We start from the raw sequence: 21,232 nt of genomic DNA, 5'->3' as shown, positions 1-21,232 counted from the left end.
ACGTAAATAGCGGATAACTATGTTGACCTTTGAAGGCAGAGAAATAGAGACAGACGCCGATGGCTACCTGAAAAATAGCCAGGAGTGGAGCGAGCCGCTGGCGGAAGTGATTGCCGCCGGAGAAGGCATTACCCTCGCGGTGGAGCACTGGGAAGTGGTGCGTTTTGTGCGCGAATTTTACCTGGAGTTTAATACCTCCCCGGCCATTCGCATGCTGGTTAAAGCCATGGCAAATAAATTTGGCGAAGAGAAAGGCAATAGCCGTTATCTCTATCGCCTGTTCCCGAAGGGCCCGGCGAAGCAGGCCACCAAAATCGCGGGATTACCTAAACCAGTGAAGTGCATCTAATAGCGGATACCAAAGTTGACCCATTCACGCTCGGGTTGGTGAGGCTCAACGAGGACTTTATCAACCCTGGCGCTACGTGGCCCGCCGGCTTTCAGCCAGGCCAGCAGCTTTTCAACCTGCTCCGTCTCTCCGCAGGCCACCACTTCGACGCTGCCGTCGTCAAGGTTACGGGCGTACCCGGTTAAGCCAAGTTTCTCGCCTTCCCGCTGCGTGCTGTAGCGAAAGCCCACGCCCTGCACCATTCCGTGAACCCAGCACTTTATGCACTGCTTTTGTGAGTCGTTTGCCATCATTTACTCCCGCACATAAACCTGACTCAAGTCTAACAGCCCGTAAGGTTTTTTCATCCGTAATAGGAACGGCCGCGCCACCGGCACGGCCATTTTGCGAGACGGAAAGCTATTTTACCTCGACTCGTCCTACCGGATAGACCCAGGCATTGGCATCGTAAAACGGCGTATGTTTATAAAACCACTCCAGCCGCGCGCTGCCGTCGGCGGCAAACGCCTTATCCGATTTCAGCTTCTGCTCGAATTCGGCTTTCAGTTTCGGGTCCTGCTCCAGCATCCTGCGGGCCATCGGCTCCATAACATACTCTTCCGGCTCTTCGGCAGAAACCAGCGTGGCGTTAAAGAATCCCCAGGCCCAGAAGGAGTCAGGGCTGGCTGGCTCAAGCAGGTCCATCGCCAGAACGCCTAACGGCTGATGGGTAGAGATAACAACCGATCCCGCAGGGAAGGTTTGCAGACGTTTGAAAGGCTCAGCCTCACCGCTCACTAACAGATGCCCTTCATAACCCGGGATCTGCCCTTTTGCCGCACGATCTGGCTCAAAGCCATCCGCAAGTTTCACGTTATTCATGCGATACAAAGTCACCTCAACAGGCGTAGCCTTCTCCAGAGTTTTCATCTGAATGCCGTGGGCCCGAAGCCGTTCAATCACCGTTCCCCATTGGGCCGGAACGATGTACTCAGTCGGGCGTGAAAGGGTTAAATCAGGTACGTCATTGGCGGTCACCGGCACGGTTATAGTTTTTGGTTTATTACTCCATTTAATCGTCTTTTGCCCGGTTATCGGAGAGACTTCGTAGTGCCAGTCACCCACAATAAACGGCACCTGCGTTGGCGCTCCCGGCTTCCATGTCAGGATGACGTCTTTGTCGGTCAGCGCTTTTTCCTTGTCCGCTGCGATAGCTTTTTTCAGCGAATCAGCATTATCGCCGATGGACTCAAACATCGCTTTTAGCATGACGTAATTGCCCAGCACCTGAGTTTTGTAGGGATGGAGCGCATGCTGCTCAATCAGGATAGAAGGCACACTACGAATATCGCCATATTGGTTAGAAAAACGAGCGAGGTCGGTGCGATACGGGTAATAGCCCTGGGTCGGGTCCTGGTTGCTGTTCAGGCTGATGCATTCATGAATGTGATGCCCGTAGCTTTGTACTTGCTGGTAAACATGAGGCTGCATCACGCTGTCCATCCAGCGCGTAGCGGCGGGTGACCAGCCCTGACCGTTGTTGCAGTATGAGCTGTCATAGGGATACATAGCGCCGTCGGTAGAATGCGTGTCGGCGAAAAAGCTCAGGTCATATTGATTGAACACCCAGGCGATATTGCGAATTTCGGCGCTGTCGAGTTTAGTGAAATCACGGTTCAGGTTAAGGTTTTGGCCATTAACCCGCCAGCCGGTGATGTCCGGGCCGTTCTGGTTAATTCTGCCATACGCGCTGGTGCGCATATCACCATCAATATTCACCGTCGGAATAAACAGAATATTGACCTTGTCGAGCAGCGCTGCCAGCGGCTTGTCGCCGGTGCTCATATCCCGCAACAGCATGAACATAGCATCTTTGCCGTTAGCTTCGCCGGGGTGAATTTCCGCCTCAATCAGCACCGTTGGTTTTCCTGAGGCCCTTAATCCTGCGGCACTTTTATCCTGCGAAGTCGAGGCTACCGCCAGCATCATCTGATAACCTTCCGCGCTTTTTTCCGGCAGCCACTCCAGCCTGATGAGGCCACCAGAGGCGTCCGCAATTTTGTTCATGTACTCCACGGTTTGCAGATAGTTGCTGGTTTTATGAAAATCACTGCTCTCAGCAAGCGTAATTAGCGGGTTTTTAGCGTCTGCGAGGAATTTAGTGCTGGTCAGAGCCTGCTCAAACATCGGAGGTAGAATGCGGGTTTTCGCCGCTGCCGTTGCGCCTGCGTCGTCAACATAACCAGGTGCCTGAGGCAGTGCTGCCAAAACAGGCAGGCTTGTCAGCAGCAGCGAGCCAGCCGTTAATGCCAGGCGACGCGCACAAAAAATAGACATGGTGTCTCTCCTTGAGAAATGAACGGTTCGAATAATACGCAGAACATTTATACCCACATTTATAAAAACAAAATGCCATGCTCATCAACCAATTAAAAATATCACAATAAATATAAATACCGAAATTAAGCATATATATTCAATTATAATCACAGGATATTCTGTTGCAGTCCGGCGGTACTTTTCGCGTTATTCCATTGCAATTACCCGCCCTAAACCTGAAAATGGCGCCCATTTCTTAGCAAAGCAGCAAAAAAATTATGAGCGTACGTTTAGTGTTAGCCAAAGGGCGTGAGAAATCGTTATTGCGCCGTCATCCATGGGTTTTCTCCGGCGCGGTTGCGCGTCTGGAAGGTAAGGCCAGTCTCGGCGAAACGGTTGATGTGGTAGACAGCCAGGGGAAATGGTTAGCTCGCGCTGCGTTTTCACCCGAGTCACAAATTCGCGCCCGCGTCTGGACCTTTAACCAGGATGAAAGCATCGACATCGCCTTCTTCACCCGCCGCCTGCAGCAGGCGCAGCAGTGGCGTGACTGGCTGGCTAAACGTGACGGTCTGGACAGCTACCGTCTGATTGCCGGTGAATCAGACGGTTTGCCTGGCGTGACCATCGACCGTTTCGGTAACTTCCTGGTTCTGCAACTGCTGTCTGCAGGCGCAGAGTACCAGCGCCCGGCACTGGTTGCGGCCCTGCAGTCTCTCTATCCAGAGTGTTCTATTTACGATCGCTCTGACGTGACGGTGCGTAAGAAAGAAGGTATGGAGCTGACTCAGGGACCGGTGAGCGGTGAGCTGCCACCTGCCCTGCTGCCGATTGAAGAGCACGGCATGAAGCTGCTGGTTGATATTCAGGGCGGGCATAAAACCGGCTATTACCTCGATCAGCGCGACAGCCGCTTTGCAACTCGCCGCTACGTCGATAATAAGCGGGTGCTGAACTGCTTCTCCTACACCGGCGGTTTTGCCGTTTCTGCGCTGATGGGGAATTGCAGCCAGGTGGTGAGCGTGGATACCTCCCAGGACGCATTAGACATCGCCAGACAAAACGTTGAGCTAAACAAACTTGACCTCAGCAAAGCAGAGTTCCTGCGTGACGACGTATTCAAACTGCTGCGCAAATACCGCGACCAGGGCGAAAAGTTCGACGTTATCGTCATGGATCCGCCAAAGTTTGTTGAAAACAAAAACCAGCTGGCGGGTGCCTGCCGGGGTTACAAAGATATCAATATGTTAGCCATTCAGTTATTGAATCCCGGCGGCATTCTGATGACCTTCTCCTGCTCCGGGCTGATGACCACAGATTTATTCCAGAAAATCATCGCCGACGCCGCCGTAGATGCCGGACGTGATGTACAATTTATAGAGCAGTTCCGTCAGGCGGCCGATCACCCGGTGATCGCAACCTACCCGGAAGGGCTGTATCTGAAAGGGTTTGCCTGTCGAGTCATGTAGCTTGAAAAAGGGGAAATTGCCCGCATATCCCTATGCAGAGTAATATTCCCGGGAGGTGACTATGATTGCCAGCAAATACGGTATTGGCCAGCAGGTTCGTCATTCTTTACTGGGCTATCTGGGCGTAGTGGTCGACATTGACCCTGAGTATTCGCTCGATGAGCCGCAGGAAGATGACCTGGCCGACAATAGCGCACTTCGCGCGGCGCCCTGGTACCACGTGGTGATGGAAGATGACGATGGCCAGGCGATTCATACCTATCTCGCAGAAGCTCAGCTCAGTTCTGAGGATGACGACGAGCACCCTGAACAGCCGTCTATGGATGAACTGGCTGCCTCGATACGCCAGCAGCTTCAGGCTCCACGCCTGCGTAACTGATTAAAAACCCCGCCGAAGCGGGGTTTTTCTTATTTCGCCAGTCCAAGCCGCGGTATTTCAATCGCCGGACATTTATCCATCACGACGCTTAACCCTGCATTCTGCGCCAGCACCGCGGCCTGCTCGTTAATCACGCCCAGCTGCATCCACAGCGTTTTCGCCCCAACGGCTATCGCTTCCTGCGCCACGCCCCAGGCCGCCTCGGAGTTGCGGAACACATCAACCATATCAATTTTCTTCGGCACGTCAGCTAGCGTGGCGTAGCCCTGCTGCCCCAGCAGCGTTTTCCCCGCCACCTTTGGCGAGACAGGAATCACTTCATAACCCTGTTTTAGCAGGTAATCCATAACCCGATAGCTCGGGCGATCGGGCTTGTCACTTGCCCCCACCAGCGCAATGGTGCGAGTTGTTTTCAGGATATTTTCGATATCACTTTGTTTCATAGCGCCCCCTAAATTGTTGTTTGAAGTGTATGTCAAAGCCGGCCACCCGGCCATCTTTGAACTGGAAACTCAGGAGGGCAATTTCTGGAAATATGTCTATATGTTAATAGACGGTATTCTGGAAAAACGTTGAAACATCCGCTCAGCATGCTCATCAGGGAGAGTGAAATGAGAGTCGGTCTGCCAATTGCAGCGTTAATATTGATGATGCCAGCCCTGGTATGGGGGACCACGCTGCGCCTTTCGGCCGAGGTCGACTTACTGGTTCTGGACGGAAAAAGAGTTTCCAGTTCTCTATTAAAAGGCGCAGACAGCATTGAAATAGACAATGGCCCGCACCAGCTAGTCCTGAAACTAGAAAAAAGATTCAGCCCCCCTCCTCGCGGCAGGTTTCCGGGGCTGTCTTCACCGTTAATTATAAGCTTTGACACCAAAGAGATAGACCAGGTAAACATTGTTCTGTCGCCCAAAGACGCCGTGCATCCCGTCACTTCTCCTCAAATTAGGCTTCTTGATGGCCATGCGCAGCCTGTTCCCGTTCGCACCGATTCCCTGAACACTAAACCAGAATCAACCGGGAAGGATTACGAAGAAGAGACTCAACGCTATAATAAATCAGGAAAAAAGGCGTCAATGCCGGAATTCGCCGTGCTAAAAGCCGGTGACGAGGCGCAGCGCTTTGCCGCAGCTCAGCCAGACTTCCCGTCAGCTCAGCCCGAAACATTGACCGAACAGCGGCTGAAGTATTGGTTTAGCCAGGCCGACAAGCCGACGCGAGCGCGCTTTTTACGCTGGGCAAACGAGACGCCCGCGCCGTAATAAACCGACGAGCCAGTTCGCTTTTTTGATGCCGTACTCTTGCAGCATCGGGCACTTTTAGTAATCTGTCCGCAGCCTAAAACTGCCCAGGAAAAGACAATGGAATTAACAACCCGCACCCTTGCGGTAAATAAACATATCGCACTGGTTGCCCACGATCACTGTAAGGATGCACTTTTAAAGTGGGTACAGCGTCATAAAGCAACCCTTGCCAGGCACACATTATATGCCACCGGGACAACGGGTAATTTGATTCAGCGAGCGACGGGCCTTGAGGTCAATGCCATGCTCAGCGGCCCTATGGGGGGCGATCAACAGGTAGGAGCCTTAATTTCTGAAGGCAAAATTGACGTACTGATTTTCTTCTGGGATCCGCTCAATGCCGTTCCTCACGATCCCGACGTTAAAGCCCTGCTGCGCCTGGCGACCGTCTGGAACATTCCGGTCGCCACCAACCTCTCCACCGCGGACTTTATCATTCACTCCCCGGGCTTTAACGAAAGCGTTGATATTCTGATTCCAGACTACCAACGCTATCTTAGCGAACGCCTGAAGTAATCAGGGGCGATTCGCTGCCGGCACGCCGAGCCGCCTGAGCGCGTCAACAAAGACTGAAGGCTCCTGTTTATTAAACATAAGCCAGACGCGGTGGCGTGCCCGGGTCAGCGCCACATAAAGCAAACGCCGCTCCTCTGCATCCGGAAAATCCTCGGGCTGCGGCAGGAGCGCCTGTTCCATGATTGACTCCCGGGCAGGGGCAGGGAAACCTTCTTTTCCTTCCTGCAACCCAAGAATAATGACGTAGTCCGCCTGCTGCCCTTTGCTGGCATGGATGGTCATAAAATCGATATTGAGCTTTGGCCAGCGAGTGGCGGCTTTTTCCAGGCTGTCTGGCCTTAAATGGTGATAGCGCGCCAGGACCAGAATGCGCTGTTCCGGCAGTACATAGCCGCTAAGCTTGTCCAGCAAATCGTCCAGCCGGTCATCGGCAAGCAGGGTAACGGCCTTTTTATCACCTTTTGAAAGGCTGTTCAGTGGCTTACGTAGCTGGTAAGGGTTCTGCTGCACAAACCCGTTGGCTATCTCACCGATACGATCGTTGAAGCGATAGGTGGTATCCAGCGCGCAGTTGTCCCCCTCACCGAAATGCTGGTTAAATGCGGTGGTTAACGTCATTTCTGCCCCGCTAAAGCGGTAAATGGCCTGCCAGTCGTCACCCACGGCGTACAGAGAAGTATGCGAGTTTTGCCGCCGCAAAGCCGCTAACAAGGCCGCCCGCTGCGGAGAAATGTCCTGGAACTCATCCACTAAAATATGCTTCCACGGACTGATAAACCGCCCCTTTTCAAGCACATTGATCGCCTGGTGAATCAACCCGGAGAAATCAACCGCCTCTTCGGCTTTAAGGGCGGCTTTCCAGCTTTTCAGCAGCGGGGCCATCAGCTTGATTCTCTTAGTGAAAAGTTCACGAACCTGTTCAGGGGCGCTTTCTATCATTTCCGCCTGTGAACCGCCGTGCATTCGCATCAGGCCAAGCCAACGATCCAGGCGACTGGCAAGCCGCTTCGCCAGGCGTTTATCCTGCCAGTACTCGCCCTCAGGGATATCCCACTCAAGCTCTTCGCTGAGCCATTGCCGCCAGCCTTTCGCCATCGCCTTTTTCTCGCGACACTGCTGTTGCCAGCTGTCAATCAACAGCTGATGGCGAGCGGCGGTGTCGCTCTCAAGCTCGCTCACCCGAGGCACTTTTTTGCTGCCCTGCTGAATAATATGCAGCGCTAATGAGTGGAACGTTCTGGCGGAAATAGCCTCGGTATGCAGGCGGCTCGCGATACGCTCATCCATTTCCTGTGCGGCCTGGCGGCCAAAGGCCAGCAGCAGGATTTGATCTTCGGTGGCTTCGCCACGCTGTAATAGCCAGCCTGCACGAGCCACCAGCACCGAGGTTTTACCGCTGCCTGCCCCGGCCAATACCAGCAGCGAATCTTCCCCATTAACCACGGCACGTGCCTGGGAAGGGTTTAACGGCGAGCTTTCTACCTGCTCAAAGAAAGTGGCGTATTTTTCCAGCATACGGTCGGTATAAGCGCTATTCCGCTGATGACGGCGTTCCTCACCTTGTTCAAGCCAGGCTTTGCATATTGCCCACGCTTCGCGGCAATTTTCAAATTCACCCAACCTGGCGTGCGGAAGCGGAAGCGCTGCGATGGCGGCGCGCAGATTATCCTGTAGCGCTTGCATATCGCTGTGCCTGAACCACACCTCTTTGCGGGTGCGCTTCTCTATCTCCTCTCGCTGAGCGGCAAGCACTTCAGCGGCAACCTCGCTCATCTCCGTACTCCAGTTAAACCAGAGCGAATTCAGATGGTGGAAAAAGCGCTGGGTTTCAGCCCATTCGGTGCCGTGCAGGCGAACGACTTTGTCATCAGGGAGCACGAACTCCAGTTCGCCCCATACCAGCCCGCGCTTGCAGTTGATCGCGATTAACTGGTTGAATGGGATAAGATATTCGTGGCGATCGCCTTTGACCTCAACGCCGGCCGACAGCAGCCTGACCCGGTTATAAGGGTGCTGTGCTAAATGCTTGCCGAGAGAAGTTGCTTTGAGTTCCATTACGTTGCCCGATCCGATGAGGAGGTTGTGGCCCAAGTTTAACTGCCGATGGAATGACGCTCCAGAGTAAAAACGCGTTACAATTGCTGTGGTTAATCATTCTGTTATTTTCTGCCAGGGAAGCGTCACTATGCGTACCGTATTAAATGTTCTGAACTTCGTGCTGGGGGGTTTTTTGACCACCCTTTCATGGTTATTTGCCACGTTGGTCAGCATTGTGCTGATTTTCACCCTGCCGCTGACCCGTTCCTGCTGGGAAATCACCAAGCTTTCCTTTGTGCCTTACGGAAACGAAGCCGTTCACGTCGATGAGCTTAATCCACAGGGTAAAAATGCGCTGCTGAATACCGGCGGCACGGTGCTGAATATACTGTGGCTGATCTTCTTCGGCTGGTGGCTGTGCATTATGCACATTCTGGCAGGGATCGCGCAGTGCATCACGATTATTGGGATCCCGGTAGGCATTGCTAATTTCAAGATTGCGGCCATTGCATTATGGCCCGTTGGCCGCCGTGTTGTGCCAGTTGAAGTGGCGCGAGCCGCGCGTGAAGCTAACGCACGTCGCCGTTTCCAGTAAGGAGCATTCGTGCTGACCCTAAGCCCACTTGTACGCCGTTATACCTGGAACAGCGCCTGGCTTTATAACTTGCGCATATTTATTGCTCTTACGGGCACCGTGGCGCTGCCGTGGTGGCTCGGTGAAGTGAAGCTGACCATTCCGCTCACGCTTGGCGTTGTTGCTGCGGCGCTGGCCGATCTTGACGACCGCGTAAGCGGAAGGTTACGCAATTTACTGATAACCCTGGTCAGCTTTTTTATCGCCTCGGTATCTGTCGAACTGCTGTTCCCCTGGCCATGGCTGTTTGCATTAGGTTTAACGGTTTCAACCAGCGGGTTTATCCTCCTCGGTGGATTGGGTCAACGCTATGCCACTATTGCCTTTGGTGCGCTGCTGATAGCCATTTATACCATGCTCGGAATTTCCCTCTATGAGCACTGGTATCAGCAGCCGCTGTTCCTCCTGGCAGGCGCGGTGTGGTACAACCTGCTGACGCTGGCAGGCCACTTAATTTTCCCTATTCGCCCGCTACAGGACAATCTGGCGCGCTGCTATGAAAGCCTTGCGAGCTTTCTGGAAATTAAAGCGACGCTGTTTGACCCCGACATTGAAGATGAAACCCAGGCCCCGATGCTGCAGCTGGCCATGGCGAACAGTCAGCTGGTTACCACCCTGAATCAGACCAAGAGCTCATTGCTGACGCGCCTTCGCGGGGACCGTGGTCAGAGGGGGACTCGCCGCACGCTGCACTATTATTTTGTAGCCCAGGATATTCATGAGAGAGCCAGCTCATCCCATATTCAATACCAGGCTCTGCGCGATAAATTTCGCTACAGCGATGTGATGTTCCGTTTCCAACGCCTGCTAACGATGCAATCTCAGGCCTGCCAGCAACTCTCGCGTTCTATCCTGCTGCGCATCCCTTATCAGCACGATCCTCGTTTTGAGCGCGCTTTTACCCATCTTGATTCCGCTCTGGATCGTATTCGAGCAGGCCACGCAACCGCTGCAGAAATAAAAGCGCTGGGATTTCTGATTACAAACCTGCGGGCGATTGATGCCCAACTGGCAAACATTGAGTCTGAACAGGCCATTGCCGAGCCGCAAAACGATCCGGAAAACCGCCTTGCCGACGACAGGCTGACGGGCTTCGATGATATATGGCAGCGGCTAAAGCTGAACCTCACGCCGGAGTCCGCGCTCTTCCGTCACGCGGTGCGCATGTCGCTGGTGTTGTGCGTTGGCTATGCCTTTATTCAATTTACTGGCCTGCAGCACGGATATTGGATACTGCTGACCAGCCTCTTTGTCTGCCAGCCGAACTACAGCGCTACCCGGCGGCGCTTAGCGTTGCGTATCATCGGCACGTTAGTCGGCGTGGCGATTGGCCTGCCTTTACTCTGGCTGGTCCCATCCCTGGAAGGCCAGCTAATACTGATTGTCATTACCGGCGTGCTGTTCTTCGCGTTCCGCAACGTCCAGTACGCTCATGCCACCATGTTTATTACGCTGCTGGTACTGCTGTGCTTTAACCTGCTGGGCGAAGGTTTCGAAGTCGCTCTCCCTCGCGTTTTTGATACGTTACTGGGCTGTGCTATAGCCTGGGCCGCGGTAAGTTTCATTTGGCCAGACTGGCGATTCCGTCGGTTATCGCTGGTCGTTGAACGTGCATTCAACGCCAACTGCCGCTATCTCGATGCCATTCTCGAGCAGTATCACCAGGGGCGGGATAATCGTCTTGAATACCGTATAGCCCGGCGAGATGCGCACAACAAAGATGCCGAGCTGGCTTCAGTGGTTTCAAATATGTCCTCTGAACCTCACGTATCAAAAGAGATGCGAGAAGCGGCATTCCGCCTGCTCTGTCTGAATCACTCCTTTAATAGCTACATCTCTGCGTTAGGCGCGCACAGGGAAAAACTCAGCCACGGTGATACGCTCATGCTGCTTGATGATGCCGTTTGCTATGTGGATGATGCTCTTCATCACCTACCGGTTGATGAAGAACGCGTTCAGAGAGCTCTCGGGGGTCTTTCTGCCCGCATCTCACATCTTGAGGCCCGAGCAGAAACAAAAGAACCCCTTGTTCTGCAGCAAGTCGGACTTTTGATTGCTCTGCTGCCAGAAATCTCTCGCCTTCAGCAGCAAATCTCTCAGTGCTCCGAATAGGAAGGCTGGCGCTGCTCATAGCGGCGCCACCACTCCGTCAATTCATTTCGAACCTCTAAAGGGAGTACCGCCTCATGGACACCTTGAATGGCTCCCGCGAGTGCAAGCAGTACTTTAATACCCACAGTTGCCCTCGTGCTGCGTATTTTTAACCATGACCTTTTGGCACCGAAAAGCTGCAGAGTTTGCGGATCTTTGATCCCCACTTCGCAAAGCATGACTTCTATATTTAAAGAAAGATTAGGGAGATCTTTAAGCCGCCGGGAACGTATCTTTATCTGCGTTTTCTCACGCTGGGCGTTTCGTAATGCCAGAATGGAAAGCTCGACAAGTTTGTCCGGGTTCTCCCAGAGTTCTTCATCCACATGATAGTAATTTAATGCCACAGGAAGTCCTCTTTTCCTGTACATGAGAGGTGATGACGATTTTTGGCTGAAATAATCTGCACACTGTTCACAGGCACGCAAATAAAGCTCGCCTTTCGCCACCATAGCAAAGACGACCCCTTCGACAGTCAGGCTGTAACCACCAAATAGCGGCCGACAACCAATTTTACCCAGCGAAGAAAGATATTCCTGTGATTTATGAATTCTAAGAAACGTAACATCCTTCATAATATGTCCTTATATATCAACTGTTAAATAGCTACTGTAGTTACTTTCCCTCCTAACACCAGAAAATAAGTAAGGTTAAAGGTAATGGCAACGACAATTTCATCCGGAGCGGTATTGCATGAAGAAATTGCGAGACACTTTCCGAAATTTCGGTTGATCTTTGTTCGTACAGGCATTACTGTATATTCATACAGTAACCCATTAGGCGGGACTCACTATGCACTCACATAACCTTCAAACTCACTTTCGTCATGTTGCAGTTGCTGCGCACTCCCCTGCTCAGTCATCCTCTGATAACAGCGCACCGGGGTTAATCAGTGAAATGGTCTACAGTGAAGACAACCCATGGGTTACGCAGTTTATTCTGCTACCTTTATTACAGCAGTTGGGACAACAATCTCGCTGGCAGCTCTGGCTCACGCCGCAGCAGAAGCTCAGCCGTGAATGGCTGCAGGCAGCGGGGTTGCCGCTGGCAAAAGTGATGCAGGCAAGTCAGTTAGATCCTTTATGCACCGTAGACGCGATGGTGAAAGCTTTGCAGACGGGAAATTACAGCGTTGTCATCGGCTGGTTAACGGAAGAATTAACAGATGAAGAACATTTACGGCTAACGATCGCAGCCGAAACCGGGAGTGCGATGGGGTTCATTATGCGCCCAACCAGCAACATGACATCCGGTCCAAGACCACGAAACGGCCTAAAAATTCATTCTAGTTTGTATCATTAAGTAAATTTAGGAGAAATCCTGGATTTTTTTACTCATGCCATATAATCCGCTGTCATGATTCAAGAATACCCGCCATATGGCGGTTTGACGGGGTTCAAGGGATAAAGTACTTGCTTAAAAAAGCATCCAATTTGTAAAAAGATATGTATGCAAGTCGTTTTTTTTCATATGCCTGACGGACTTCACACTTGTAACTTTTCAACTACGTTGTAGACTTTACCTCGCCAGGGTTGCTCTTCATAACACCGATATATCGGTAGAGTAACAATTGAGCGTAAACCCGGGCGAAGGATTTAACCCTGGGCTTTAAATTGGTTTAGAGCTCATGGCCTTTTGGATGATAATGAGGCGCAAAAAATGAAAAAGACAGCTATCGCGATTGCAGTGGCACTGGCTGGCTTCGCTACCGTAGCGCAGGCCGCACCGAAAGATAACACCTGGTATACTGGTGCTAAACTGGGCTGGTCCCAGTACCACGACACCGGTTTCTACGGTAACGGCTACGACCGTGGTATCGGCAGTGGTCCGACCCACGAAAGCCAACTGGGTGCTGGCGCATTCGGTGGTTACCAGGTTAACCCGTACGTTGGTTTCGAAATGGGTTATGACTGGCTGGGCCGTATGCCTTACAAAGGCACTCCAGAAAACGGTGCTTTCAAAGCTCAGGGCGTGCAGCTGACCGCTAAACTGGGTTACCCAATCACTGACGATCTGGACATCTACACCCGTCTGGGCGGCATGGTATGGCGTGCAGACTCCACCGCAAACAACGCGGCTGGTGAGCGTCTGAAAGACCACGACACCGGTGTTTCTCCAGTATTCGCTGGTGGTGTTGAGTGGGCTGTTACCCGTGACATCGCTACCCGTCTGGAATACCAGTGGGTTAACAACATCGGTGATGCACAGACCGTTGGTACTCGTCCAGACAACGGCATGCTGAGCGTAGGTGTTTCCTACCGCTTCGGCCAGCAGGAAGCTGCTGCTCCAGTTGTAGCGCCAGCTCCGGCTCCAGCGCCAGAAGTACAGACCAAGCACTTCACTCTGAAGTCTGACGTTCTGTTCAACTTCAACAAAGCAACCCTGAAACCAGAAGGTCAGCAGGCACTGGATCAGCTGTACACCCAGCTGAGCAACCTGGATCCGAAAGACGGTTCCGTCGTTGTTCTGGGTTACACCGACCGTATCGGTTCTGAGCAGTACAACCTGAAACTGTCTGAAAAACGTGCACAGAGCGTTGTTGATTACCTGATCTCTAAAGGTATCCCGGCGAACAAAATCTCTCCACGTGGCATGGGCAAATCTAACCCAGTTACAGGCAACACCTGTGACAAAGTAGCGCCTAAAGCTAAACTGATCGACTGCCTGGCTCCAGATCGTCGCGTTGAGATCGAAGTTAAAGGTATCAAAGAAGTTGTAACTCAGCCTGCGGCATAAGTTACCCTTCCTTGAACAAAAACCCCGCCAAGGCGGGGTTTTTTATTGGCTGGAATACCGCGGGAACTTTATCGCCCCCCTTTCTTCACGACGTCACTTTTTGCTTAGCATTGCCTGCAAATCCTGCTTAAGCGTCGACATCTTATTTTCCACCTTCTCTTTACGTTCCGCGTCTTCAATCAGTTGAACAACGGTTTCTGAAAGCGTATTGCCCCGGCGCTGTGCCAGCGCGGCCAGACGCTGCCAGACAAGGTATTCAAGATCGATGGATTTCTTACGGGTATGCTGATGCTCGGCGTTAAAATGTCTTTTACGCCGGGCACGAATCGTCTGCTTCATGCGGTTATGCAGCGCTGGGTTCATATGCTGATCGATCCAGCTCTGAACCAAAACAGGCACGTTCTCAAGCGTCAGGAGCTGCTCCACAGCCTCTTGTGCTGCACTGGCTTCGATGTATCGCGTGATTAACTCTCCTTCGCGATGCTTCTTCACCAGATACTTCCACTTCCAGCCGCTCTCGAGATTTTCCAACTGTTGATATTTCATTGTGATCTCAGTGTGACCGCGTAACTTAGTTCAGAATAACAGTTTTTCCGCCATTCGCTGAACTGAAAATCAAAGCTGTGAGGGGGATAAAACTGTGATACTGCTTTATCCGTGTGCTACCCGGACGATTCTTGTATAATCGCGCCTTTGACATCTCATTAAAAAATATAGCGACTTTGACGACTAATCGACTTGACTGGCGTGCCCTTGTGCCTGATACCGAAAGCTATCAGGAAATTTTTGCACAGCCTTATGATACCGACTCTGCCCCTCTTTCTGCGGTTCAACCTCGTTTACTTTACGGGATTGAGCAACTCAACCTTTCCGTCTCTTCTGTCGATTTGATGCTGGTGAAAGCACCAGAAGAGCAAGAATACCTGGACCTTATCGCAGCAGCCGTTGAAGAAACGTGCGGTGAAGCCGAAGTGCTCACCGGCGGACATTACCTCATTGAAGGAAACCAGGTGACGCTGCGCCCTGCTGAGCACGCCGACGACAATTTCGCTTCCCGCGGAGAAGTTGTCGCTGCCGACTGGATTGAAGCAGAGCAGCTGTTCGGCTGCGTGCGCCAGTTTGCTGGCGCGGTCACCCTTGAACCCGGACTGATTCACCGTGCCAACGGTGGCGTGCTCGTGCTGTCCCTGCGCAGCGTCCTTGCGCAACCCCTGCTGTGGCTGCGCCTTAAGCAGATGATGATCCAGGGCCGTTTTGACTGGATTTCACCAGACGAAACCCGCCCGCTGCCGGTCAAAATTCCTTCTCTGGCGCTCGACTTTAAATTGGTGCTGGTTGGCGAGCGCGATTCGCTGGCCGATTTCCAGGAAATGGAAATGGACCTCGCCTCTGCCGCTATCTACAGTGAATTTGAAGACAATCTGCAAATCGCCTCTGCAGACGAGATGGCGCTTTGGTGCCAGTGGATCTACGCCATTGCCGAAAAGAAGTCTCTGCCAGCCCCCGCTGCAGATGCCTGGCAACCGCTGATTCGCGAAGCGGTGCGCTACACGGGCGATCAGGAAACATTACCGCTGTGCCCATCCTGGATTTCACGCCAGCTGCGTGAAGTTGCGCCATTTACCGAAGAAAACAGCTTCAACGCCGAACAGCTCCAGCAGATGCTCGAACAGCGTGAATGGCGTGAAGGTTTCCTGGCCGAGCGCATGCAGGATGAAATCCTGATGGAGCAGATCCTGATTGAAACCGAAGGTGAAACGATCGGCCAGATTAACGCCCTGTCGGTGATTGAGTTCCCGGGTCACCCGCGTGCCTTTGGTGAACCTTCGCGCATTAGCTGCGTAGTTCACGTAGGCGACGGTGAGTTCACCGACGTTGAGCGTAAGGCGGAACTTGGCGGTAACATTCATGCCAAAGGCATGATGATCATGCAGGCATTTCTGATGGCTGAGCTACAGCTCGACCAGCAGATCCCGTTCTCTGCATCGATCACTTTTGAGCAGTCTTACAGCGAAGTAGACGGCGATAGCGCCTCGATGGCGGAACTGTGCGCACTGATAAGCGCCCTCGCCAATGTCCCGATTTATCAGCACATCGCGATAACCGGCTCGGTCGATCAGTTTGGCCGCGTTCAACCTGTTGGCGGACTGAACGAAAAAATCGAAGGGTTCTTCCGCATTTGCCAGCAGCGTGAGTTCAATGGAGCTCAGGGCGTAATTATTCCGTTGGCGAACGTACGCCACCTGTCGCTGCATAAAGATGTTCTGGAGGCCGTCGAGCAAAATAAATTCTCGATTTGGGCTATTGACGACGTGGCCGATGCCCTGCCGTTATTGACCAATCTCCCGTGGGATGGCGAAGGGCAAAACACCCTGATGCGTGCGGTGCAGGAGCGTATTGCTCAGGCTTCGGCGCCGGATGTTCGTCAACGCTTTCCGTGGCCGCTACGCTGGCTCAACTGGTTCAACCACAACTGATCGGACTTGTTGAGCGTACACGTGTTAGCTAACCTGCGTGCTTCATTATAAAAAGGCTTACTGTAGACATGGTAGATAAACGCGAATCCTATACGAAAGAAGATCTTCTTGCCTCTGGTCGTGGCGAACTGTTTGGCGCTGAAGGCCCACGGTTACCCGCGCCTCCAATGCTGATGATGGACCGCGTGGTCAAAATGACCGAAGACGGCGGTAACTTCGATAAAGGTTACGTTGAAGCAGAATTAGATATCACCCCTGACCTGTGGTTCTTTGCTTGCCACTTTATTGGCGATCCGGTGATGCCTGGCTGCCTGGGCCTGGATGCCATGTGGCAGCTGGTTGGGTTCTACCTCGGCTGGCTCGGCGGCGAAGGTAAAGGCCGTGCGCTGGGCGTAGGTGAAGTCAAACTGGCAGGGCAAATCCTGCCAACGGCGAAAAAAGTCAGCTACCGCATTCACTTTAAGCGCGTTATCAACCGTCGCCTGATCATGGGCATGGCCGATGGCGAAGTGCTGGTTGATGGCCGCGTGATCTACACCGCCACCGACATGAAAGTGGGTCTGTTCAAAGACACGACTGCTTTCTAATACGCCATTACTAAGCTTTACCTCTAAGGCATCCATTGTTCGCACTGGGTGCCTTTTTGTTTTTTGTTGAGGCAGATCGTTAAATTTCCGTCGTGGTTTTTATGGTGTTAATTGCTTAAACAACGTTCGAAATCACAAATCGCGAAGATAGAAAACTCACCCTCTTGCCTGAAAAACGTTATGCGTTATGTTGATTTTTAGTTTCTCAAATGTAACTAGGGGTTAACAATAATGTCGAATAAGTTACGTGTCTCTCTCCTTGCTTCTGCCGTGCTGTTCTCTACCTCCGCGTTTTCTGCCGTGCCGCAGGGCTATCCGGCTGATTATCAGAAAATCATTGATGCCGCGACCAAAGAAGGCAAAGTGGTGCTCTACTCCACCACCGACACCAAAACCGCCTCGCCGCTGATTCAAGGCTTTGAGGCCGCTTATCCGGGTATCAAGGTGGAATATAACGACATGAACAGCACCGAGCTGTATAACCGTTATATCAGCGAGCAGGCCGCAGGCGGTACCAGCGGGGACGTAGTCTGGAGCTCTTCGATGGACACCGCTCTGAAGCTCGCCACCGACTATGCCCAGGAGTACAAATCCCCCGAACAAGGTCAGTTGCCTAAGTGGGCGGTATGGAAAGACAAGGCGTACGGCACCACCTACGAGCCGGTTATTTTTATCTATAACAAACGCCTGATCCCGGCCAACGAAGTACCTGAGAGCCACGAGGCGCTGGCGAAACTCATCGCCAGCCAGCCGGATAAATTCAGCAAAAAAGTCACCACTTACGATATCGAAAAATCCGGTCTTGGCTTTATGCTTTCCGTTCAGGACTACAAGGCCGACCCAAACTACTTCAAAACTCTGGCCGCTGTGGCGAAAGGTGGTCTTTCGGTCCAGTCCTCAACCGGGACGATGATGGAGCGCGTTTCCTCTGGCGAGAACCTGATTGGTTTCAACATCCTGGGCTCCTACGCAGAAGCACGCGCCAAAACGGACACCTCCCTCGGCATTGCTTATCCGAAGGACTATACCCTGGTGCTGTCACGCGTATCGTTTATCAGCAGTGAAGCCAAAAACAGCAACGCGGCGAAGCTGTGGATTGACTACGTGCTGTCAGAGAAAGGGCAAAATATTCTCGCCAACCAGGCTGACATTCCGTCCATTCGCAATGATATCGACGGTGACAACGACATCGACGGTATGACTAAGAAGCTCGGTAACGCGCTTAAACCAATCCCTGTTGATGAAACCCTGCTGGAATACCTGCAGCAGAAAAAACGTCTGGACTACATCAAGCAGTGGCGCGAAGCCGCCGCGAAATAATCCTTTGATGAGGCGCACCATCCGGCTGCGCCTCGCTTAACCCGAACACATTAGGCTATTCAGGCTTACTGACCTGAGGGATCGTTACATGGATGCATTACGCAGAAAGTGGCAGAGCCTGCCGCGCGGCATCGTGGTGCTGATAACGGCGCTGGTTATCTATATTCCGCTGTCGTTTATCGTTATACAGAGTTTTCTCTCGGCCCCGTTCTTCTCGCCGTCGAAAGAGTGGAGCCTCGAATCTTTTGAGTTTATTTTCACCGACTCTGATTTTTACCTGGCGCTGAAAAGCGGTTTTATTCTGGCTTTTGGCCTGGTGATTATTGCCATCCCGCTGGGCGGCATTCTGGCTTTCCTGATGGTTCGTACCGACCTGCCCGGCAGGCGGATCATTGAGCCGCTGATTCTGGTGCCTATCTTCGTATCTCCTATGGTGCTGGGATTCGGCTACGTGGTGGCCGCAGGCCCGGTCGGTTTCTTCTCTCTGTGGGCTCAGTCGCTGCTCGGCTTCGTGCCGTGGAATATCTACGACATGTCGAGCATCGTGGTGATTGCCGGCCTGACGCACGTTCCCCACGCTTATCTCTACATCTCCTCGGCGCTGCGTAGCGTAGGGTCTGATGTGGAAGAAGCGGCCCGTACCGCAGGCGCATCACCGCTTCAGGTCATGACCGCCGTCAGCCTGCCGATGGTGCGCCCGGCGATGCTTTACGCAACCGTGCTGCTGTTCTTTCTTGGGCTGGAAGTTTTCGGCCTGATGCTCGTCCTGGGCGACCCGGAAGGCAACATGGTGCTGGCAACTTACCTCTACAAGCTCACCAATAAGCTCGGCACGCCGTCTTATCACCTGATGGCCGCCGTCGCCGTGGTGCTGATTTGTATCACCATCCCGCTGGTGATGCTGCAGCGCCGCCTGATGCGCACCGCGAACCGCTTTGTGACCGTCAAAGGCAAAGCCTCCCAGGCGCGAGCCTTGCCGCTCGGGAAATGGCGTTGGGTCGCAGGTGCAGTCGTGGCTTTCTGGCTGACCGTCACCATCGGCGTGCCGCTGATTGGCGTCATCCTGCGCGCCTTTATTTCCAACTGGGGCGTGGGCGTTTCGCTGTGGGATGAACTGTCGCTGAACACCTTCCGTACCATCTGGGAACAGCCCAACCTGCTGCGAGCCATCGTCAACTCTATGGCGATTGGCGTCATCGGCGGTGCGCTGGCGGTGGTCTGCTACCTGTTTATCGGCATCGCCATGCACAGAAAGCCGGATAACGTCACCCGCTTCCTCGACTACAGCGTACTGGTGCCACGTGCAGTGCCTGGCCTGCTGGCCGGCCTGGCCTTCCTGTGGGTGTTCTTATTCCTGCCAATGTGGCTCGATAACGCGCTGAAATCCGGCTGGCTTTCCGGCATGCCGTGGTCCCAGTGGCTGCGGGATAATCTCATCGTCTGGTTGCGTTCACTGCGCAGCACGATATTCAGCGTCTGGCTGGCCTATACTGTCGTGTGGATGGCCTATGGCCTGCGCCTTATCTCCTCCACTCTTCTGCAGGTTGGGCCGGAGCTGGAGGAGGCCGCTCGCAGCACCGGGGCAACCCGAGGGCAAATCACCCGCCACGTCACTATACCGCTGTCGCGCTACGGCCTGATTGGCTCATGGCTGCTGATGTTCCTGATCTTCGAGCGTGAATATTCCACCGGCGTCTATCTGCTTTCACCCGGCACCGAAACCATCGGCTCAATGCTGGTTTCGCTGTGGGCAGCGGGCGCCATTGATATCGTCGCCGCACTTTCGTTTATCAATATTCTGTTCGTGGTGTTAGGGCTCGGCATTGCCCTTCGTTTTGGAGTGAAATTACATGATTGAGTTATCGGTCGAGAACCTGCACTTAACCTACGGCGACAACCCTGTGCTGAAAGGCGTTTCCATGGATCTCAAACGCGGTGAGGTCGTCTCGCTGCTTGGTCCTTCGGGCAGCGGCAAAACCACGCTACTGCGCGCCGTCGCCGGGCTGGAAAAGCCCACACAGGGCACTATTGTTATCGGCAAAAGCAACGTTTACGACGGTGCGTCACGCAAAGAGATCCCGGCGGAGGAACGTAACCTGGGGCTGGTATTCCAGTCTTATGCCCTGTGGCCACACAAAACGGTATTCGAAAACGTCGCCTATCCGCTAAAGCTGCGTAAAGTGGCGACGGCGGAAATCAATCAGCGGGTGCAGGCGGTTTTGGATCAGCTGGGCCTGGGTCACCTCGGCCAGCGCCATCCTTATCAGCTTTCCGGCGGGCAGCAGCAGCGCGTGGCGATTGGCCGGGCGCTGGTTTATAACCCACCGGTGATTTTGCTGGATGAGCCGCTTTCCAACCTGGATGCGAAGCTGCGCGAAGAGGCTCGCGTCTTCCTGCGTGAACTGATTATCAAGCTCGGCCTGTCAGCGCTGATGGTTACCCACGACCAGAACGAAGCGATGGCAATTTCCGACCGTATCCTGCTGCTGAATAACGGCAAAATCGAACAGCAGGGTACGCCGCAGGAAATGTATGGCTCGCCGCAAACGCTCTTTACCGCCGAGTTTATGGGCAGCAACAACCGCCTGAACGGCAAGGTGACCGAGGTTCGCGACGGCAAAGCGCGTATCGAAGGCAGCGACTGGGCGCTCTGGGGCAAAGCAGGCGCCGGCGTAGTGGCCGGGCAGGAAGCCACGGCGGTGATTCGCGTTGAGCGCGTGCGTATTGCAGACCAGCCGGGAGAAAACGGCATGACGCTGCCGCTATTGACCAGCATGTATTTGGGTGACCGCTGGGAGTATTTATTCCGCACCGCCGGGGATGATTTCGTTATCCGCGCCTACGGCAATGAAATGCGTGACGCTCAACCTCATCATCTACAGCTGCCCGAACAGCACGTCTGGATTTTCCCCAAACCCTGATTGATTTTACAAGGGTCCAAAAAGGCGAAACCTCCGCATGGCGGAGGTTTCTTT

At 53.3% G+C, this 21,232-nt stretch carries 20 protein-coding genes; 14 read left to right on the top strand and 6 right to left on the bottom strand.

All coding sequences use genetic code 11. From position 1 onward, the window contains the following. Window positions 1-19: 19 nt before the first annotated feature. Window positions 20-349 (top strand): sulfurtransferase TusE, encoded by a 330-nt coding sequence (gene tusE, locus HX778_RS04170; RefSeq protein WP_176981351.1) that lies wholly within the window; start codon window positions 20-22, stop codon window positions 347-349. Here the strand turns inward: tusE and yccX are convergent. Together yccX and HX778_RS04160 are read right to left on the bottom strand one after the other, a co-directional pair. Beyond that, window positions 346-642, bottom strand: a complete 297-nt coding sequence (yccX, locus tag HX778_RS04165; protein ID WP_176981350.1) for an acylphosphatase — start codon at window positions 640-642, stop codon at window positions 346-348. The two genes, tusE and yccX, sit on opposite strands and share 4 nt — an antisense overlap. Window positions 643-748: 106 nt before the next feature. Then, on the bottom strand, window positions 749-2,665 hold the full coding sequence (locus HX778_RS04160; RefSeq protein WP_176981349.1) for a M14 family metallopeptidase: 1,917 nt from the start codon (window positions 2,663-2,665) through the stop codon (window positions 749-751). A 260-nt stretch (window positions 2,666-2,925) separates the two neighbouring features. Between HX778_RS04160 and rlmI the strand changes: the two genes are divergently transcribed. Together rlmI and hspQ are read left to right on the top strand one after the other, a co-directional pair. Further along, the gene (rlmI, locus tag HX778_RS04155) at window positions 2,926-4,116 is read left to right on the top strand and encodes a 23S rRNA (cytosine(1962)-C(5))-methyltransferase RlmI (protein WP_038473912.1); all 1,191 of its coding nucleotides are present in this window, start codon (window positions 2,926-2,928) and stop codon (window positions 4,114-4,116) included. A gap of 61 nt (window positions 4,117-4,177) precedes the next feature. Next, window positions 4,178-4,495 carry a heat shock protein HspQ gene (hspQ, locus tag HX778_RS04150; RefSeq protein ID WP_038473914.1) on the top strand — a complete coding sequence of 106 codons (318 nt, stop codon included), beginning with the start codon at window positions 4,178-4,180 and terminating at the stop codon, window positions 4,493-4,495. 29 nt (window positions 4,496-4,524) lie between these two features. Here the strand turns inward: hspQ and HX778_RS04145 are convergent, their stop codons facing one another. Continuing rightward, window positions 4,525-4,938, bottom strand: coding sequence for a CoA-binding protein (locus HX778_RS04145; RefSeq protein WP_176981348.1), 414 nt, complete (start codon window positions 4,936-4,938; stop codon window positions 4,525-4,527). 129 nt (window positions 4,939-5,067) lie between these two features. On the opposite strand from HX778_RS04145, the gene HX778_RS04140 reads away from it, so the two are divergent. Both HX778_RS04140 and mgsA read left to right on the top strand, forming a co-directional pair. Then, complete coding sequence (locus HX778_RS04140; RefSeq protein WP_370527343.1) at window positions 5,068-5,757, top strand: DUF2057 family protein; 690 nt, start codon at window positions 5,068-5,070, stop codon at window positions 5,755-5,757. Between the two features lie 99 nt (window positions 5,758-5,856). After that, entirely contained in the window at window positions 5,857-6,315 is a 459-nt protein-coding gene (gene mgsA, locus HX778_RS04135) for a methylglyoxal synthase (RefSeq protein ID WP_038473919.1), read from the top strand. Here mgsA and helD read toward each other — a convergent pair whose 3' ends face one another. After that, a complete protein-coding gene (helD, locus tag HX778_RS04130) occupies window positions 6,316-8,370 on the bottom strand; it encodes a DNA helicase IV (protein ID WP_038473922.1) in 2,055 nt (684 codons plus the stop codon). 130 nt (window positions 8,371-8,500) lie between these two features. On the opposite strand from helD, the gene HX778_RS04125 reads away from it, so the two are divergent. Beyond that, window positions 8,501-8,947 carry a YccF domain-containing protein gene (locus HX778_RS04125; RefSeq protein WP_038473925.1) on the top strand — a complete coding sequence of 149 codons (447 nt, stop codon included), beginning with the start codon at window positions 8,501-8,503 and terminating at the stop codon, window positions 8,945-8,947. 9 nt (window positions 8,948-8,956) lie between these two features. Beyond that, entirely contained in the window at window positions 8,957-11,098 is a 2,142-nt protein-coding gene (gene yccS / locus HX778_RS04120) for a YccS family putative transporter (protein WP_176981347.1), read from the top strand. Here the strand turns inward: yccS and HX778_RS04115 are convergent. Then, on the bottom strand, window positions 11,083-11,712 hold the full coding sequence (locus tag HX778_RS04115; RefSeq protein WP_176981346.1) for a TfoX/Sxy family DNA transformation protein: 630 nt from the start codon (window positions 11,710-11,712) through the stop codon (window positions 11,083-11,085). The two genes, yccS and HX778_RS04115, sit on opposite strands and share 16 nt — an antisense overlap. A 217-nt stretch (window positions 11,713-11,929) precedes the next feature. Between HX778_RS04115 and sulA the strand changes: the two genes are divergently transcribed. Both sulA and ompA read left to right on the top strand, forming a co-directional pair. Beyond that, window positions 11,930-12,439 (top strand): SOS-induced cell division inhibitor SulA, encoded by a 510-nt coding sequence (sulA, locus tag HX778_RS04110; RefSeq protein WP_038473934.1) that lies wholly within the window; start codon window positions 11,930-11,932, stop codon window positions 12,437-12,439. A gap of 357 nt (window positions 12,440-12,796) precedes the next feature. Continuing rightward, on the top strand, window positions 12,797-13,873 hold the full coding sequence (ompA, locus tag HX778_RS04105; RefSeq protein WP_038473936.1) for a porin OmpA: 1,077 nt from the start codon (window positions 12,797-12,799) through the stop codon (window positions 13,871-13,873). A 93-nt stretch (window positions 13,874-13,966) separates the two neighbouring features. Here ompA and matP read toward each other — a convergent pair whose 3' ends face one another. Then, window positions 13,967-14,419, bottom strand: a complete 453-nt coding sequence (gene matP, locus HX778_RS04100; protein WP_038473939.1) for a macrodomain Ter protein MatP — start codon at window positions 14,417-14,419, stop codon at window positions 13,967-13,969. Between the two features lie 176 nt (window positions 14,420-14,595). Here matP and HX778_RS04095 point away from each other — a divergent pair, with 176 nt between their 5' ends. The 5 genes from HX778_RS04095 (at window position 14,596) to HX778_RS04075 (ending at window position 21,178) form a co-directional block, all read left to right on the top strand. Next, on the top strand, window positions 14,596-16,350 hold the full coding sequence (locus HX778_RS04095; RefSeq protein WP_176981345.1) for a Lon protease family protein: 1,755 nt from the start codon (window positions 14,596-14,598) through the stop codon (window positions 16,348-16,350). Between the two features lie 68 nt (window positions 16,351-16,418). After that, window positions 16,419-16,937 carry a bifunctional 3-hydroxydecanoyl-ACP dehydratase/trans-2-decenoyl-ACP isomerase gene (gene fabA / locus HX778_RS04090; RefSeq protein WP_016535664.1) on the top strand — a complete coding sequence of 173 codons (519 nt, stop codon included), beginning with the start codon at window positions 16,419-16,421 and terminating at the stop codon, window positions 16,935-16,937. A gap of 231 nt (window positions 16,938-17,168) precedes the next feature. After that, window positions 17,169-18,257, top strand: a complete 1,089-nt coding sequence (locus tag HX778_RS04085) for an ABC transporter substrate-binding protein (RefSeq protein WP_176981344.1) — start codon at window positions 17,169-17,171, stop codon at window positions 18,255-18,257. Window positions 18,258-18,345: 88 nt separating this feature from the next. Continuing rightward, complete coding sequence (locus tag HX778_RS04080; RefSeq protein ID WP_176981343.1) at window positions 18,346-20,115, top strand: iron ABC transporter permease; 1,770 nt, start codon at window positions 18,346-18,348, stop codon at window positions 20,113-20,115. Beyond that, window positions 20,108-21,178: an ABC transporter ATP-binding protein gene (locus HX778_RS04075; protein WP_176981342.1), complete on the top strand. Its 1,071-nt coding sequence runs from the start codon at window positions 20,108-20,110 to the stop codon at window positions 21,176-21,178. Before HX778_RS04080 ends, HX778_RS04075 begins: the two co-directional genes overlap by 8 nt. The last annotated feature ends 54 nt before the right edge of the window (window positions 21,179-21,232 follow it).

The sequence above is a fragment of the Cedecea sp. P7760 genome (genome assembly GCF_013386425.1).
In the GTDB taxonomy this organism is placed as follows: Bacteria; Pseudomonadota; Gammaproteobacteria; order Enterobacterales; family Enterobacteriaceae; genus Cedecea; species Cedecea selenatireducens.
The sequence above is the reverse complement of the archived record's forward strand: the minus strand, read 5'-3'. Positions and strand labels throughout refer to the sequence as shown.